Raw genomic sequence first — 15,080 nt, 5'->3', positions numbered from 1 at the left:
AACCAGGCAGTAAGGAGAAGACGATTCCATGAGCATCCTGACCAACATCGAGCAAGGCGTCCTGACCATCGAGTTCGATCGTCTGGACAAGAAGAACGCGATCACCGCGGCCATGTACCAGACSMTGGCCGACGCSCTGCGCGCCGCCGAGACCGAYMCCGCCGTGCGCGTGATCGTGMTSSRMGGCAAGCCGGARRTCTTCACGGCSGGCAACGAYCTSGAGGACTTCATGCAGCGCCCGCCCACCTCGGTCGAAGGCGACCAGCCGGCGCCGGTGTTCCAGTTCCTGCAGCAGATCAGCCAGGCCGGCAAGCCGCTGGTGGCGGCGGTGAGCGGGCCAGCGGTTGGCGTGGGCACCACCATGCTGCTGCATTGCGACCTGGTCTATGCCTCCGAGACGGCCAGGCTGTCGCTGCCGTTCGCGCAGCTCGGGCTGTGCCCGGAAGCCGCCTCGAGCATGCTGCTGCCGCGCCTGCTGGGCTACCAGCGCGCCGCGGAGAAGTTGCTGCTGGGCGAGCCCTTCGGTGCGCAGGAAGCGCAGCAGATCGGCCTGGTCACGCGCGTGCTGCCGGTGGCCGAGCTGCACGACTTCGTGCTGCAGCAGGCGCGCAAGCTGGCTGCGCTGCCGGCGTCGTCGCTGCGCGAGACCAAGCGGCTGATGAAGGGCGGCGACAAGGACGCGGTGCAGGCCAGGATGGCGGAGGAGGGCGAGTCGTTCCGGCGCATGCTGCAGGCGCCTGAGGCCAAGGAAGCCTTCACCGCTTTCTTCGAGAAGCGCCGCCCGGATTTCTCCCGCTTCAACTGAGCCGCGCCGGCGCCGGGGGGCGTGAAAGGGCATCAGGGCATCAGGGCGTCGCCCATTCGCGCAGCAGGTTGTGGTACACGCCGGTGAGCCGCACCGTGGTGGCGTGCCCATGGCCGAGCGCCTGCGCGGTTTCCTGGACGGCGGTATCCAGGTCGAAGAGGAGGGCGCGCCGGGCATCGTTCCTCACCAGGCTCTGGATCCAGAAGAACGAGCAGAGCCGCGTGCCGCGGGTCACCGGGCTGACGCGATGCAGGCTCGAGGCCGGGTACAGGATCATGTCGCCAGCGGGCAGCTTGACCGCGTGCGTGCCGTAGGTGTCTTCGACGATCAGCTCGCCGCCGTCGTAGTCGTCGGGCCCGCGCAGGAACAGCGTGGCGGAGAGATCGGTGCGGATGCTGCCCGAACTGTCCGGAAGATAGCGGATGGCATTGTCGACATGGGTGCCGAACGATTGCCCGCCCTGGTAGGCGTTGAACAGCTTGGGATAGATCCTGGCAGGCAGCGCCGCCGAAAGGAACAGCGGATGGCGGCGCAGCGCCTGCTCGATCATCGCGGCGATATGCGCGCCCTGGCGGGAGTCGTGCGGCAACTGCAGGTTGTCCTTGGCAAGCGCGGACTGGAATCCCGCGGTCCCCTTGCCGTCGACCCAGTCGGCCTCCATCAGCAGGCGTACGCTTTCCCGTACCTGTTCCGGCGTCAGCACGCCGGGGATATGCACCATCATCGCTTAGACCTCGGGCTCGCGGGCCCCGCCTCGGGCGGGGCCACGGCTTGGAATCCTGCGCTCGGCAGGCAGGCGGATCAGAAAGAATAGACGGCGCTCAGCACGGCCGAGCGGCCATCGCCGTACTCGATCGCCGACGAGCGCGATGCGTTGCCCAGCACCTGGCGCACGCGGTCCACATAGGCCTTGTTGAACAGGTTGTCGATGTTCAGCTGGAACCGCAGGTGCCGGTTCGGCGCATAGCCGAGCATGGCGTTGTGCAGCCAGTAGCCGCCGAGCTTGCCGTCACCCGCGGAAGTGACGTTGCGCTTGCCGACATAGCGCGCGCCATAGCCCAGCGTTCAGCGGGACGGGAGCTGGTAGGTGGTCCACAGGCTGAGCGTATGGGGCGGCGTGTTGGCCATTGCCTTGCCCTCGCGCTCGGGCGTGGCCCGCGACCGGAGCGTGCTGCTGTTCAGGTAGGTGTAGTTGGCCAGGATCTCCCATTGCGGTGTCAGCTTGCCGGCCACGCCCAGCTCTGCGCCGCGCACGCGCTGCTTGCCCGCCAGGGCGTAGCTGCCGTCGGCCAGGCGTTCGCGTGCATTGCTCTTCTCGACCTGGAACAGCGCTGCGTTCAGTCCCAGGCGCCGCGCCATGAACTCCCATTTGCTGCCCACCTCATACGTCTTGTTCTTCTCCGGCGCGAGCGAGCCGGTGGCCTTGTCCACGCCTGAGCCGGTGGTGACCAGATATTCCGCGGACGGGTTGAAGGCGGTGCCGTAGGCAACGTAGATCCTGCCGTTATCCGCGGGTTTGAACACCAGCCCCGCCCGGGTGCTGAGCTGCCGGTCCGAGCTGTCCGCACGCTCCGTCGCCTTGCCTGTCGGGGTGCTCTCCGAGGTGCCGTCGATCCAGTCGTAGCGCAGGCCCAGATTCAGGTCCCAGTGCTTGCCCAGGGCAATGGTGTCGAGGGCGTACAGCGCCTTGACATCCAGCCAGGTCTTGTTGCTCGCGCTGTCCTGCCTGGCGATCGGGCCGCTCCAGAAGCCAGGCGGATTCCGGAGGTCGAAGCCGTTTGCGGGATAGTACCTGGCGAGATTGTAGGAATAGGTGGAGCGGTCGTAGGTTTCGCGGGAGATCTCGAAGCCGGTGACCAGCGTGTGCCCCAGCCCGAACGTGCCGAAGTGGCTGGTCAGGTTGGTCTGGTTGATCCACATGCCGCTGGTCGAGTCGCGGCCATAGCCTTGCGGGCCGGCCGGCTTGTAGCGGCCGGGCGGCAGGCCCGACAGGTCCACGTGCGAGGCGGAGATCACCGTGTCGCGGTGAAGACGCGAGTAGCGGGTCAGGCTCTGCAGCTTGAGGCTGCCGTTGAACTCATGCTCGAACCTGGCGGTGACGGCATCGGTGGTGATGTCCTCCTTGTCCAGGTTGCGCCAGCCGAAGTAGCTGTGGCGGCCGACGCCCGCGAGCGGGTTGCCATGCAGCGCCGGCACGCCGTAGTCGGGCAGGTTGTCGTCGCGCTGGTGGAAGTAGCTCAGCGTCAGGCGCGTCGGCGATTGCAGGCCGAATACGATCGACGGCGCGATGCCCCAGCGGCGACGGTCGACGGGGCCGCGCCCCGGCACGTCGTTCTCGTGCGCCATCAGGTTCAGGCGCACCGCGGAGGACCCCCCGCCCCACGGCAGCGGCTGGTTGGTATCGAGGGTCAGCCGGCGGAAATTGTCGGTCCCGAGGCCGGCGCCGGCATGCGTGAACCGCTCCGCCCCGGGCTGCTTGCTGATCATGTTGATGCTGCCGCCGGTGGTGCCGGCGCCGCCGAAGACCGAGTTCGGCCCCTTGATCACTTCGACCGCCTCGACGTTGAAGAGGTCGGTCCGGTTGTTCTGCCCGCTGTCGCGAAGCCCGTCGACCTGCATGTTCGCGTTGGCGCTGAAGCCGCGGATATTGATGCTGTCGCCCGAACCGGCGCCGCCCTCGCCCGCGTTGAAGGTGATGCCGGAGACGTTGTACAGCGCCTGCCGCAGGCTCAGGGCGTTCTGTTCTTCCATCACATGCTGCGGCACCACCGAGATGGTCTGCGGGGTGTCGAGCAGCGGCGCGGCGTACTTGGCCGAGCCGGAGACATCGACCTTGGCGCCGGGCAGCGGCGTTCCCCGTACGGTGACAGGCTCCAGCTCGACAGGCCTGCCCTGCCGTTCGCGGTCGTCCGCCAGCACTGGCGCGGCGCAGGTCGCCATTGCCAGGACGGCGCAGGCCAGGGGGCGACGCGGCGGCAGCGCGGCGGATCTTATGTATCGGCTCATTCCATGCTCCTAAGTGCATTTGAGAATCATTTGCATTTAAGTGCGTGGAGCGAGGTGAAGGAATTGGAAATGTCTGAACGCGCAGGCAGAAATTTCTGCTTTCTTCCGGGCGGACGGGAGGGGCGGGGCGGGGAGATTGCGCCCCGCGATGTGCGCGGGACGCTTCAGGGAGGACCGCAGGCGGGTCGCGGGGAGGGTGGGCTCCCGAGCCAGCCTGGTTCAGCCTGGTTCAGGATGCCGCGCAAGGGCCGCGCCGGCGGGCCGGCAACTCAGAGCTTCGGCAGCACCCGCGGCTGTCGCGTGTCATCGGTCGCCACATACGTCAGCGTGGCTTCCGTCACCTTGACGATTTCGTTGCTGTGGCGCATGCGTTGCGCGTAGACCTCCACCGACACAGTGATCGAGGTGCGGCCGGTTTTCTCGATATCGGCGTAGAAGCTGACCAGGTCGCCGACGAAGACCGGGTGCTTGAACAGGAAGGAGTTCACCGCCACCGTGGCCACGCGGCCCTGCGCGCGCTCCACCGCGGGGATCGAGCCGGCCAGGTCGACCTGCGCCATGATCCAGCCGCCGAACACGTCGCCGTGCACATTGGCGTCGGCAGGCATGGGGACCACACGCAGTGCGGGATTCTTGCCGGGCGGCAGGCAGGGTAGGACGGTGGCTTGATTCATGATGGCTTGAGGCAGGAAAACAGGGTTGGGGCGGGGCGCCGGGATCGCGGCGCGATGCCGCTACGGTATGGCGATGCTTGCCGGAGTGGACGGAGTGAGCTGGCCGCCGCACGGCGCCGGCATGGTGGCATGGCCGGAACACAGCCGCGACAAAGACGGATGCCAGGGTGGTGCCGGCTGAGCCAGCCGATCTCTGCCACAATCGCATATTCGCCCAAATTCTAACGTATGCGACGCTATTCCTCGTCGGCCGAGCCGTCCCCCGCCCAGCCCGCTTCCCTGTTCGGCAAGCCAGGCGCTCCCCGCAGYGACTGGCAGACCGTGCGCAACCTGCTGCCCTACGTCTGGCACTACAAATGGCGCGTGATCCTGGCGCTGGTGTGCCTGGTCGCGGCCAAGGTGGCCAACCTCGGCGTGCCGGTGCTGATGAAGAAGCTGGTGGACAACATGAAYGTGCCTGCCGGCAGCGCCACCGCGCTGCTGGTGGTGCCGGTGGGGCTGATCCTGGCGTATGGCGTACTGCGGCTGTCCGGCACGCTGTTTACCGAACTACGCGAGATCCTGTTCGCCAAGGTCACGCAGAGCGCGGTGCGCGAGATTGCGCTGCAGGTGTTCCGCCACCTGCACGCGCTGTCGCTGCGCTTTCACCTCGAGCGGCAGACCGGCGGCATGAGCCGCGACATCGAGCGCGGCACGCGCGGCATCCAGTCGCTGATTTCCTATTCGCTCTACAGCATCCTGCCGACCCTGGTCGAGATGGGCCTGGTGATGGGCTTCTTCATCCTGCACTACGACATCTGGTTCGCCGCCATCACCGGCTGCGCGCTGGTGAGCTACATCGTGTTCACGATCGTGGTGACCGAGTGGCGCACGCACTTCCGGCGCAAGATGAACGAGCTGGATTCGCGCGCCAACCAGAAGGCGATCGATTCGCTGCTCAACTTCGAGACCGTGAAGTACTTCGGCAACGAGGAGTATGAAGCCCGCCGCTATGACGAGAACCTGCTCACCTACCGCTCCGCGGCAATCCGTTCGCAGAACTCGCTGTCTTTGCTCAACTTTGGCCAGCAGGCGATCATCGCCACCGGCCTGATCCTGATCCTGTGGCGCGCCACGGTGGGCGTGGCAGCMGGCAAGCTCACGCTGGGCGACCTGGTGCTGGTCAATACGCTGATGATCCAGCTGTACATCCCGCTGAATTTCCTCGGCGTGATCTATCGCGAGATCAAGCAGGCCACCACCGACATGGACCGCATGTTCGTGCTGCTGGGCACCAACCGCGAAGTCGCCGATGCGCCGGGCGCCCAGCCGCTGCGGGTGCGGGGCGCCGCGGTGCGTTTCGCCCATGTCGGCTTCGGCTACGAGAGCAACCGCACGATCCTGGATGGCGTGGATTTCACCATCGCGGCGGGCACCACCACCGCGGTGGTCGGGCACAGCGGCTCGGGCAAGTCCACGCTGGCGCGGTTGCTGTTCCGCTTCTACGACGTCGGCAGCGGCGCCATCGAGATCGACGGGCAGGATATCCGCGCGGTCACCCAGGACAGCCTGCGCGGCGCCATCGGCATCGTGCCGCAGGACACGGTGCTGTTCAACGACAGCATCTACTACAACATCGCCTACGGCCGCCCCGAGGCCAGCCACGATGAAGTCATCGCGGCGGCGCGCGCGGCGCAGATCGACACCTTCATCCGCGAGCTGCCGCAGGGGTACGACACGCCGGTGGGCGAGCGCGGCCTCAAGCTCTCCGGCGGCGAGAAGCAGCGCGTGGCGATCGCGCGCACGCTGCTGAAAAACCCGCCCATCCTGGTCTTCGATGAAGCCACCTCGGCGCTGGATTCGCGCACCGAGCAGGCCATCCAGGCCGAGCTGATCCGGCTGGCGCAGAACCGCACCACGCTGCTGATCGCGCACCGGCTCTCGACCGTGGTGCATGCCGACCAGATCCTGGTGATGGACCACGGCCGCGTGATCGAACGCGGCACGCACGCCGACCTGATGCGCATGGATGGCCGCTACGCCGAGATGTGGCGCATCCAGGCGCGCAGCGCCGCGCAGAACGCCACACCGGTGGAAGACGCGACGCTGGCCATCGAAGCGGGCGACGCCACGCAGGACGCCTGAGGCGCGACGGTCCGCATCGGACAGGCGCGGGTGCGCCAGATCATGGCACGCGCCTTTGACTGGTGGTGATCGCGGTGATGGCGATGGTGATGTATGAGTTCTTCGCGGTGGTGGAGCGGCGCATGACGGGCTGGGCCAGCCGCGGGTGAGGGCGGGTGTGTGCCGGTCTGGCTTGTGCGGCCAGCCTCGCTAGTCTCGCCAGCCTCGCCTACGCATAGTCAAGGGGCAGCGCCGTGGTGTACTTGATCTGCTCCATGGCAAAGCTGGAGCTGACATCGGCCAGCTCGGCCCCCTGGATCAGCTTCTTGTAGACGCGATCGTAGGCGGCGATATCCGGCACCACCACGCGCAGCAGGTAGTCGGTATCGCCCGCCATGCGGTAGAACTCGGTGACTTCGGGAATCGAGGCGACCAGGTCGTGGAAGGTCTTGAGCCACTTGGCGTTGTGCTGGTTGGTGCGGACCGAGACGAATACGGTTACGCCCACATTCAGCAGGGCCGGGTCCAGCAGCGCCACGCGCTTGCGGATGACGCCGCTTTCCTCCAGCTTCTGCACACGCCGCCAGCAAGGCGTGGAGGTGAGGCCGACGCGCTCGCCGAGTTCGGCCACGGGCAAGGTGGCGTCCTCCTGCAGGGCGGCGAGTATCTGGCGGTCGTAGCGGTCCATGGCGTGGTTCCTGTCGGGTTCCTGTCGTGCAGCATCGGTCGGTGTCCGGCCGCACGCACGCCCGCGGATCAGGCAGCGTCCACCAGCAGGTTCACACCGCTGCAGATGTGCTCCTGGTCCACCCCATAGATGTGCAGCGACACGGCCACTTCATCGCTGTCGTTGCCGAGCGCGTGGATATGGCGCAGGCCGGCCGGCACGCTGAAGGTGTCGCCCGCCGTGCGCGGCATTTCGCCGCACTGCCGCGCGCGCCGCGCCTGCGCATCCCAGCGGTAGTGGCGCTCGTGCAGCGTGCCGCGCAACACGCGGTAGGCGCACCAGGTCTGGTGGCCGTGCACCGGGCTGTGCTGGCCGGGCCGCCACACGATCAGCATGGCCGAGAAGCGTGCCAGCGGATCGGCGTGGACGAGGTGGCGCACATAGCCGTGGGGCGAGCCTTCGCGCAGCGATTCGGGCAGCAGTGCCAGCAGGGCCGCGGCGTCGGGCAGGCCGGCTTCGATGCCCTCGGCCACCATGCGCGCGCTCGCCGCGAAGGCCGAAGACATGCCGTCGGACAGCGGGGCGAAGAGGGCGCCGGGCGGGGCGCCGGGCGCGGGGTGGGCGACGGGGCCGGGCGTGCCGGCTTGCTGGGTGGCCATGACGGGCTCCTTGTTGGTATGCGCCCATCATAGCGCCCGGTCCGTAGCAAACGCGTGCGTCTTGTCGTGCAAATCTAGGTTGCAGTGTAATCTGATTCCACAAAAACTCAAGATAGTAGAATTTTGTTCCTGAGTGCGCGCCGGACGGGGGAAGCCGGTGGATAATGCCGCCTCATGGAAATCAAATGGCTTGAAGACTTCGTCAGCCTGGCCGAGACGCACAGCTTCTCGCGCTCGGCCGAGCAGCGTCATGTGACACAGCCCGCGTTCTCGCGCCGGATCCAGTCGCTGGAGTCCTGGGTGGGCACGGAGCTGATCGACCGCTCCAGCTATCCCACCAGCCTGACGCCGGCGGGCAAGGTGTTCTACGAGCAGGCGCTGGCGATGCTGGCGCAGGTCAGCGAGACGCGCGCGCTGATGCGGGGGCAGCGTTCGGCCAATGCCCAGGTGCTGGAATTCGCGGTGCCGCATACGCTGTCGCTGACCTTCTTCCCGGAGTGGCTCAAGGCGGTGGAGCGCGAGATCGGCACCCTGCCGTGCCGGCTGCGCGCGCTCAACGTCCACGACGCCGTGCTGGCGCTGGTCGACGGCGGCTGCGACCTGGTCATGGTCTACCACCACGCGCGCCAGGCCATCCAGCTCGATCCGGCGCACTACGACATGATGGTGCTGGGCATCGAGCGGCTGTCGCCGTACAGCGTGCCGGACGCCGCGGGCAAGCCGCTGTACCGCCTGCCGGGCACGGACAAGAAGCCGGTGCCCTTCCTGAGCTACACGCCGAACGCCTTCCTCGGCCGCATGGTGGACATGCTGCTCGACGAGACCCCCGACGCCCTCAAGCTCGACAAGTGCTACGAGACGGATATGGCCGAGGCGCTCAAGGTGATGGCGCTGGCGGGGCATGGCATGGCCTTCCTGCCCGAGAGCGCGGTGCGCGAGGACCTGGCCCGGCACCGGCTGGTGCGTGCCGAGCCGGCGCGCGGCGCGCCGCTGTCGATCGACATGGAGATCCGGCTTTACCGTGAAAAACCCGGCGAGCAGGCCAGCGAGCGGCGCAGCGCGCAGCTGCGCAACAAGCGCCAGCTGGTGGATCGCGTGTGGAACTCGCTGGCGGCGCGCAGCCTGCCCATGTCCGCGCCGCCGGGCGCATAGGCGCACGGATGTCGCCGCAAGGTTATGCAATCGGTGCATAACGGGATAATCAAACGGCATTGGCTTCGGCGGGGCGGCCTCCTCTAAGCTGGCCGCACTTTCACACCGAGACCAAACGATGTCTTCCGCCGCGCCGTCCAATCCTGCCGTCATGACTCACACGCTGCCGTCCTACCTCAATCCCGAGGCGCTCGGCCCCTGGGGCATCTACCTGCAGCAGGTCGATCGTGTCACGCCCTACCTGGGCTCGCTCGCACGCTGGGTCGAGACCCTCAAGCGCCCCAAGCGCGCCCTGGTCGTTGACGTGCCCATCGAGATGGACAACGGCACCATCGCCCACTTCGAGGGCTACCGCGTGCAGCACAACCTGTCGCGCGGCCCCGGCAAGGGCGGCGTGCGCTTCCACCAGGACGTGACGCTGTCGGAAGTGATGGCGCTGTCGGCCTGGATGTCGGTCAAGAACGCAGCGGTCAACGTGCCCTACGGCGGCGCCAAGGGCGGCATCCGCGTCGACCCGCGCACGCTCTCGCAGGGCGAACTGGAACGGATCACGCGCCGCTACACCAGCGAGATCAACATCATCATCGGGCCCAACAAGGACATCCCGGCGCCCGACGTCAACACCAACGCGCAGGTGATGGCCTGGATGATGGATACCTACTCSATGAATTCGGGCAGCACCGCGACCGGCGTGGTGACCGGCAAGCCGATCTCGCTGGGCGGCTCGCTGGGCCGCCACGAGGCGACCGGCCGCGGCGTGTTCGTGGTCGGATCCGAGGCGGCACGCAACATTGGCCTGGATATCAAGGGCGCCCGCGTGGCGGTGCAGGGCTTCGGCAATGTCGGCGCCGTGGCGGCCAAGCTGTTCCACGAAGCCGGCGCCAAGGTGGTGGCCGTGCAGGATCACCGCACCGCGCTGTACAACCCGGCCGGCCTGGACGTGCCCGCCATGATGGAATACGCCTCGCATAGCGGCACCATCGAAGGCTTCCAGGGCGAGACCATCTCCGCCGAGCAGTTCTGGCAGGTCGATTGCGAAATCCTGATCCCGGCCGCACTGGAAGGGCAGATCACCGCCAAGAACGCGCCCCACATCAAGGCACGCATGGTCATTGAAGGTGCGAACGGCCCGACCACGCCCGAGGCCGACGACATCCTGCGCGAGCGCAACATCCTGGTGGCGCCGGACGTCATCGCCAATGCCGGCGGCGTCACGGTTTCGTATTTTGAGTGGGTGCAGGACTTTTCCAGCTTTTTCTGGACCGAAGAGGAAATTAACCAGCGCCTGGTACGAATCATGCAAGAGGCATTCCGTGCGATCTGGCAGGTCGCCCAGGAAAACAAGGTGACCCTGCGCACGGCCGCGTTCATCGTGGCGTGCACGCGGATTCTGCAGGCGCGCGAAATGCGCGGTCTCTACCCCTGATCCTCAACGCCGGTTGCCGTTGCGGCATCGCCAATTGGTGATGCTGCGTCGCAGCAACCGGGCCGGACTTTTGGTAACGCGGCTGTCGGGCTTCCCGGCAGCCGCGTTGTCGTATGTTTCCTGCCTCGCGGCGCTGGCGCCGGGCGGCCGGATAACGGGCCGGCGACGGCTTCCTGCCTGCCGGCTCCGGGCGGCGTCCGGTGTTGCGGAAATGGGAAAAAGCGGTTTGGCGCGGCATGCGCGGGGTGGGGGCGAGGCATGGCCCGACTCCCCCGCAAACCATGCCTGTATTGGCTTTGTTAGGGGAAAAACCCGTTGTCTTGGGTGTCTGCCTGCGCAATACTATTTCGTCGGCGGGTGGTTTTTTGTTAGAGTCCCGCCTTTCTCTCTTCATGGTCAAGGAGATGTTATGAATGTTGCCAAGTTGGCTTCCCTGATGATTGCAGCCGGCGTGCTTTGCGGTACCGCGCAAGCAGCCGAGCAATTGACGGGCACGCTGCAGAAGATCAAAGACACCGGTGTGATTACGCTTGGCGTTCGTGAATCGTCGATTCCGTTCAACTACAACCTCGGCGGCGTGCGCCAGGTCGGCTATTCCTACGATATCAACGTCAAGATCGTGGAAGCCATCAAGGACCACCTGAAGCTGCCGAACCTGCAGGTCAAGGAAATCCCGATCACCTCGCAGAACCGTATCACCCTGCTGCAGAACGGCACCATCGACATCGAGTGCGGCTCGACCACGAACAACCTCGAGCGCCAGAAGCAAGCATCGTTCACCACCAGCATCTTCATCATCGGCACCCGCATCATGGTGAAGAAGGATGGCGGCATCAAGGACTGGGCCGACCTCAAGGGCAAGAACGTGGTGACCACCGCCGGCACTACGTCGGAGCGCCTGCTGCGCAAGATGAACGATGACCAGAAGCTGGGCATGAACATCATCAGCACCAAGGACCACGGCCAGTCGTTCCTGACGCTGGAATCGGGCCGCGCGGTCGCCTTCATGATGGACGACGCGCTGCTGTACGGCGAACGCGCCAAGGCCAAGAACCCGAACGACTGGATCGTGGTGGGCAAGCCGCAATCGCGCGAGTCCTACGGCTGCATGATCCGCAAGGACGACGCACCGTTCAAGAAGCTGTCGGACACCGTGATCACCGGCATGATGAAGGACGGTTCGATCAACACCCTCTACACCAAGTGGTTCCAGCAGCCGGTGCCGCCGAAGGGCCTGAACCTGGACTTCCCGCTGTCCGAAGACATGAAGGCGTTGTTCAAGACGCCGAATGACAAGGCGCTCGACTGATCCTGGGATTCCGGTTGTGCGAAACGGAAGGCATGTCCTTCCGTTTCTTTTTGAGGACTCATCATGAATTACAGCTGGCATTGGGGTGTATTCCTCGAACAAGCCGCCCAGAACGAGACCTATCTTGACTGGATGATTTCCGGGCTCAAGGTCACGCTGGCGCTCGGGCTCTCGTCGTGGGTGATCGCCCTCGTCATTGGCTCGGTGCTCGGCGTGCTGCGCACGGTGCCCAACAAGTGGCTGTCCGGCCTTGCCGCGACCTACGTCGAGATCTTCCGCAATATTCCGCTGCTGGTGCAGCTGTTCATCTGGTACTTCGTCATGCCCGAGCTGTTGCCCGGCGGCGAAATGTTCAAGCAGATGAACCCGTTCGCGCAGCAGTTCCTGGCAGCCATGCTCTGCCTGGGCACCTTCACCGCGGCCCGTGTCTGCGAACAGGTCCGCTCCGGCATCAACTCGCTGCCGCCCGGCCAGCGCAACGCGGGCCTGGCGATGGGCTTCACGCTGGCGCAGACCTACCGCTTCGTGCTGCTGCCGATGTCGTTCCGCGTCATCGTGCCGCCGCTGACTTCCGAGTTCCTGAACATCTTCAAGAATTCCGCGGTCGCGTCGACGATCGGCCTGCTGGAACTGGCGGCGCAAGGCCGGCAACTGGTGGACTACACGGCGCGCCCGTATGAGTCCTTCATCGCGGTGACCCTCATGTACGCGCTGATCAACATCGTCGTGATGCTGCTGATGCGCTGGGTCGAAGGCCGCACGCGCGTGCCCGGCTTCATCGGCGGCAAGTAAGAGGACACGTCATGGCATATACATTCGATTTCAGCTCGATCAACGCGACCACGCTGGAAGTGCTGGGCGAGGGCATGCTGGTCTCGCTCAAGATCACCGTCACCGCGGTGGTGGTCGGTATCGTCTGGGGCACCATCCTGGCGATGATGCGCCTGTCCTCGGTCAAGCCGCTGAACTGGTTCGCGCAGGGATACGTGACCATCTTCCGCTCCATCCCGCTGGTGATGGTGTTGCTGTGGTTCTTCCTGATCATCCCGCAGGTGCTGCAGAAGGTGTTCAACCTGTCGCAGGCGTCGGACCTGCGCATGACCTCGGCGCTGGTGGCGTTCGCGCTGTTCGAGGCGGCTTACTATTCCGAGATCATCCGCGCCGGCATCCAGAGCGTGTCGCGCGGGCAGATGTTCGCCGCCCAGGCCATGGGCATGACCTACGGGCAGTCCATGCGGCTGGTGATCCTGCCGCAGGCGTTCCGCAACATGGTGCCGCTGCTGCTGACCCAGGGCATCATCCTGTTCCAGGATACGTCGCTGGTCTACGTGAGCGCGCTGGCCGACTTCTTCGGCCAGGCCTACGGCATCGGCGAACGCGACGGCCGCATCGTGGAGATGCTGCTGTTTGCCGGCCTGGTGTACTTCATAATCTGTTTCTCCGCATCGCTGCTGGTCAAGCGTTACCAGAAAAAGGTGGCCGTATGATTGAAATCAACAACGTCTCCAAGTGGTACGGCGCCTTCCAGGTGCTGACCGATTGCACCACCAAGGTCGCCAAGGGCGAGGTGGTGGTGGTGTGCGGTCCGTCTGGCTCCGGCAAGTCGACCCTGATCAAGACCGTCAACGCGCTGGAACCGTTCCAGAAGGGCGACATCACCGTGGACGGCACCTCGGTGGGCTCGCCCAAGACCAACCTGCCCAAGCTGCGCTCGCGCGTGGGCATGGTGTTCCAGAACTTCGAGCTGTTCCCGCACCTGTCGATCACCGAGAACCTGACCATCGCCCAGATGAAGGTGCTCGGCCGCTCGAAGGAAGAGGCGACCGCGAAGGGCCTGAAGTACCTGGACCGCGTGGGCCTGAAGGCGCAGGCGGCCAAGTTCCCGGGCCAGCTGTCGGGCGGCCAGCAGCAGCGCGTGGCGATCGCCCGCGCGCTGTCGATGGACCCGATCTGCATGCTGTTCGACGAACCCACCTCGGCGCTGGACCCGGAAATGGTCAACGAAGTGCTGGACGTGATGGTGCAGCTGGCGCAGGAAGGCATGACCATGATGTGCGTGACCCACGAAATGGGCTTCGCGCGCAAGGTCGCCAACCGCGTGATCTTCATGGACCAGGGCAAGATCGTCGAGGACGCCGACAAGGAAGAGTTCTTCGGCAATATCGAGGCGCGCTCGGACCGGGCACGCCAGTTCCTGTCGAAGATCCTGCATCACTGAGACGGCAGGTCGCCGCCACGGCGGCTCGCCATGGAAAAGGGACGCCGCGGCGTCCCTTTTTCGTTGCCGCCCGCGCCCCTCAGGTACAGGCGCTGTTGGCCGCGTTCCTGGCCTGCACGTCGGCCGGAATCGGCACCGTCAGCGTCATCACCGAGCGGCCTTCCTCGAACATCATCAGCTCGCCCGGCGCGAAGGCGGTCCAGGTCTCGTTGTCGGTCAGCGGGGCGGTGGCGATGACCGCCACCCGGTCGTCCGGCGTGGTGACCTGGGCGAAATCGATCGAGAGGTCTGCATCGATCAGGTGCGCCGTGGAGAACGGCCACTGGCGCACGATGTAATAGAGGCGGGTGGAGCAATGCGCGAACAGGGCCTGGCCGTTGGACAGCAGGTAGTTGAACACGCCGTGCAGGGTGATCTCGCGCGTGATGTCGGCCAGCGCGTGGCAGAGTTCGTTGAGCGGCGGCTGCGAGCCGGGAAAGCGCTTGCGCAGACCCTGCATCAGCGTGCAGAAGGCGAGCTCGCTGTCGGTATCGCCGACCGGCTGGTAGACGCCGGACAGGAACGGCGAGAAGTTCTTCAGGTCGCCGTTGTGGGCGAAGATCCAGTGCCGGCCCCACAGTTCGCGCATGAAGGGGTGGCAGTTCTCCAGCAGCACGGTGCCCTGGGTCGCCTTGCGGATATGCGAGATGACGTTCTTGGACTTGATCGGGTAGCGCTTGATCAGGTCGGCCACGGGCGAGGTGCCGGCGGACTGGTTGTCGATGAACAGGCGGCAGGCCTTGTCCTCGAAGAACGCCACGCCGAAACCGTCGGCATGGTGGTCCGTGACGCCGCCGCGGGCGGCGAAGCCGGTAAAGGAGAACGTCACGTCGGTCGGCGTGGCGCAGTTCATGCCGAGCAGCTGGCACATGGCGGGGCACCGGACCGGCAGCGGGCTGCCGGATTGCAATAGAATGTTCCATTATCCGGCCAGCCCGGGTTATCTGCCAAGCGCATCGTTTTCCCGGGTTACCCCGGCCTACCCCGGCCTATCCCGGCATCCCCCGACCTCTTTCGTATCT

General features: G+C 65.8%; 13 protein-coding genes and 2 pseudogenes. 9 read left to right on the top strand and 6 right to left on the bottom strand.

Annotation, left to right across the window (positions count from 1 at the left end):
* The first annotated feature begins 28 nt into the window (after positions 1-28).
* The gene (locus tag AC1DK4_RS25710; protein ID WP_477131859.1) at positions 29-805 is read left to right on the top strand and encodes an enoyl-CoA hydratase; all 777 of its coding nucleotides are present in this window, start codon (positions 29-31) and stop codon (positions 803-805) included.
* A gap of 40 nt (positions 806-845) precedes the next feature.
* On the opposite strand, the gene AC1DK4_RS25705 is transcribed toward AC1DK4_RS25710, so the two are convergent.
* From AC1DK4_RS25705 to AC1DK4_RS25695, 3 genes and pseudogenes are all read right to left on the bottom strand, one after another.
* Positions 846-1,529: a Fe2+-dependent dioxygenase gene (locus AC1DK4_RS25705; RefSeq protein ID WP_441613612.1), complete on the bottom strand. Its 684-nt coding sequence runs from the start codon at positions 1,527-1,529 to the stop codon at positions 846-848.
* A 77-nt stretch (positions 1,530-1,606) separates the two neighbouring features.
* Positions 1,607-3,811 (bottom strand): annotated as a pseudogene (locus tag AC1DK4_RS25700) (TonB-dependent receptor).
* A gap of 269 nt (positions 3,812-4,080) precedes the next feature.
* The gene (locus tag AC1DK4_RS25695; protein ID WP_441613611.1) at positions 4,081-4,485 is read right to left on the bottom strand and encodes an acyl-CoA thioesterase; all 405 of its coding nucleotides are present in this window, start codon (positions 4,483-4,485) and stop codon (positions 4,081-4,083) included.
* Between the two features lie 228 nt (positions 4,486-4,713).
* Between AC1DK4_RS25695 and AC1DK4_RS25690 the strand changes: the two genes are divergently transcribed.
* Both AC1DK4_RS25690 and AC1DK4_RS25685 read left to right on the top strand, forming a co-directional pair.
* Positions 4,714-6,609, top strand: a complete 1,896-nt coding sequence (locus AC1DK4_RS25690) for an ABCB family ABC transporter ATP-binding protein/permease (protein WP_441613610.1) — start codon at positions 4,714-4,716, stop codon at positions 6,607-6,609.
* Positions 6,610-6,668: 59 nt separating this feature from the next.
* A pseudogene (locus AC1DK4_RS25685) lies at positions 6,669-6,758 on the top strand (ABC transporter permease); the annotation flags it as partial.
* Positions 6,759-6,817: 59 nt separating this feature from the next.
* On the opposite strand, the gene AC1DK4_RS25680 reads toward AC1DK4_RS25685, so the two are convergent.
* Positions 6,818-7,276 (bottom strand): Lrp/AsnC family transcriptional regulator, encoded by a 459-nt coding sequence (locus AC1DK4_RS25680; protein WP_441613609.1) that lies wholly within the window; start codon positions 7,274-7,276, stop codon positions 6,818-6,820.
* 68 nt (positions 7,277-7,344) lie between these two features.
* On the bottom strand, positions 7,345-7,914 hold the full coding sequence (locus tag AC1DK4_RS25675) for a cysteine dioxygenase family protein (protein WP_441613608.1): 570 nt from the start codon (positions 7,912-7,914) through the stop codon (positions 7,345-7,347).
* A gap of 174 nt (positions 7,915-8,088) precedes the next feature.
* Here AC1DK4_RS25675 and AC1DK4_RS25670 point away from each other — a divergent pair, with 174 nt between their 5' ends.
* The 6 genes from AC1DK4_RS25670 to AC1DK4_RS25645 all read left to right on the top strand — a co-directional run bounded on the left by AC1DK4_RS25670 (position 8,089) and on the right by AC1DK4_RS25645 (position 14,019).
* A complete protein-coding gene (locus AC1DK4_RS25670) occupies positions 8,089-9,066 on the top strand; it encodes a LysR family transcriptional regulator (protein ID WP_441613607.1) in 978 nt (325 codons plus the stop codon).
* A 118-nt stretch (positions 9,067-9,184) separates the two neighbouring features.
* Complete coding sequence (locus AC1DK4_RS25665) at positions 9,185-10,492, top strand: Glu/Leu/Phe/Val family dehydrogenase (RefSeq protein WP_441643555.1); 1,308 nt, start codon at positions 9,185-9,187, stop codon at positions 10,490-10,492.
* Between the two features lie 409 nt (positions 10,493-10,901).
* Positions 10,902-11,801 (top strand): glutamate/aspartate ABC transporter substrate-binding protein, encoded by a 900-nt coding sequence (locus AC1DK4_RS25660; protein WP_441613605.1) that lies wholly within the window; start codon positions 10,902-10,904, stop codon positions 11,799-11,801.
* 63 nt (positions 11,802-11,864) lie between these two features.
* The gene (locus AC1DK4_RS25655) at positions 11,865-12,593 is read left to right on the top strand and encodes an amino acid ABC transporter permease (RefSeq protein ID WP_441613604.1); all 729 of its coding nucleotides are present in this window, start codon (positions 11,865-11,867) and stop codon (positions 12,591-12,593) included.
* A gap of 11 nt (positions 12,594-12,604) precedes the next feature.
* A complete protein-coding gene (gene gltK, locus AC1DK4_RS25650; RefSeq protein ID WP_441613603.1) occupies positions 12,605-13,288 on the top strand; it encodes a glutamate/aspartate ABC transporter permease GltK in 684 nt (227 codons plus the stop codon).
* A complete protein-coding gene (locus tag AC1DK4_RS25645; RefSeq protein ID WP_441613602.1) occupies positions 13,285-14,019 on the top strand; it encodes an amino acid ABC transporter ATP-binding protein in 735 nt (244 codons plus the stop codon). The genes gltK and AC1DK4_RS25645 overlap by 4 nt, the downstream gene beginning before the upstream one ends.
* Before the next feature lie 79 nt (positions 14,020-14,098).
* On the opposite strand, the gene AC1DK4_RS25640 is transcribed toward AC1DK4_RS25645, so the two are convergent.
* On the bottom strand, positions 14,099-14,929 hold the full coding sequence (locus AC1DK4_RS25640; RefSeq protein WP_441613601.1) for a class II glutamine amidotransferase: 831 nt from the start codon (positions 14,927-14,929) through the stop codon (positions 14,099-14,101).
* Between the last annotated feature and the right edge of the window lie 151 nt (positions 14,930-15,080).

The organism is Cupriavidus sp. 05N38 (assembly GCF_056397345.1).
Note: the sequence above shows the minus strand (reverse complement) of the source record. Positions and strands in the feature narration are given on the sequence as shown.

Coding starts and splice junctions, on each gene's coding strand:
- AC1DK4_RS25705 (WP_441613612.1), bottom strand. CDS start 1,529: ATGATGGTGCATATCCCCGGCGTGCTGACGCCGGAACAGGTACGGGAA.
- AC1DK4_RS25695 (WP_441613611.1), bottom strand. CDS start 4,485: ATGAATCAAGCCACCGTCCTACCCTGCCTGCCGCCCGGCAAGAATCCC.
- AC1DK4_RS25680 (WP_441613609.1), bottom strand. CDS start 7,276: ATGGACCGCTACGACCGCCAGATACTCGCCGCCCTGCAGGAGGACGCC.
- AC1DK4_RS25675 (WP_441613608.1), bottom strand. CDS start 7,914: ATGGCCACCCAGCAAGCCGGCACGCCCGGCCCCGTCGCCCACCCCGCG.
- AC1DK4_RS25670 (WP_441613607.1), top strand. CDS start 8,089: ATGGAAATCAAATGGCTTGAAGACTTCGTCAGCCTGGCCGAGACGCAC.
- AC1DK4_RS25660 (WP_441613605.1), top strand. CDS start 10,902: ATGAATGTTGCCAAGTTGGCTTCCCTGATGATTGCAGCCGGCGTGCTT.
- AC1DK4_RS25655 (WP_441613604.1), top strand. CDS start 11,865: ATGAATTACAGCTGGCATTGGGGTGTATTCCTCGAACAAGCCGCCCAG.
- gltK (WP_441613603.1), top strand. CDS start 12,605: ATGGCATATACATTCGATTTCAGCTCGATCAACGCGACCACGCTGGAA.
- AC1DK4_RS25645 (WP_441613602.1), top strand. CDS start 13,285: ATGATTGAAATCAACAACGTCTCCAAGTGGTACGGCGCCTTCCAGGTG.
- AC1DK4_RS25640 (WP_441613601.1), bottom strand. CDS start 14,929: ATGTGCCAGCTGCTCGGCATGAACTGCGCCACGCCGACCGACGTGACG.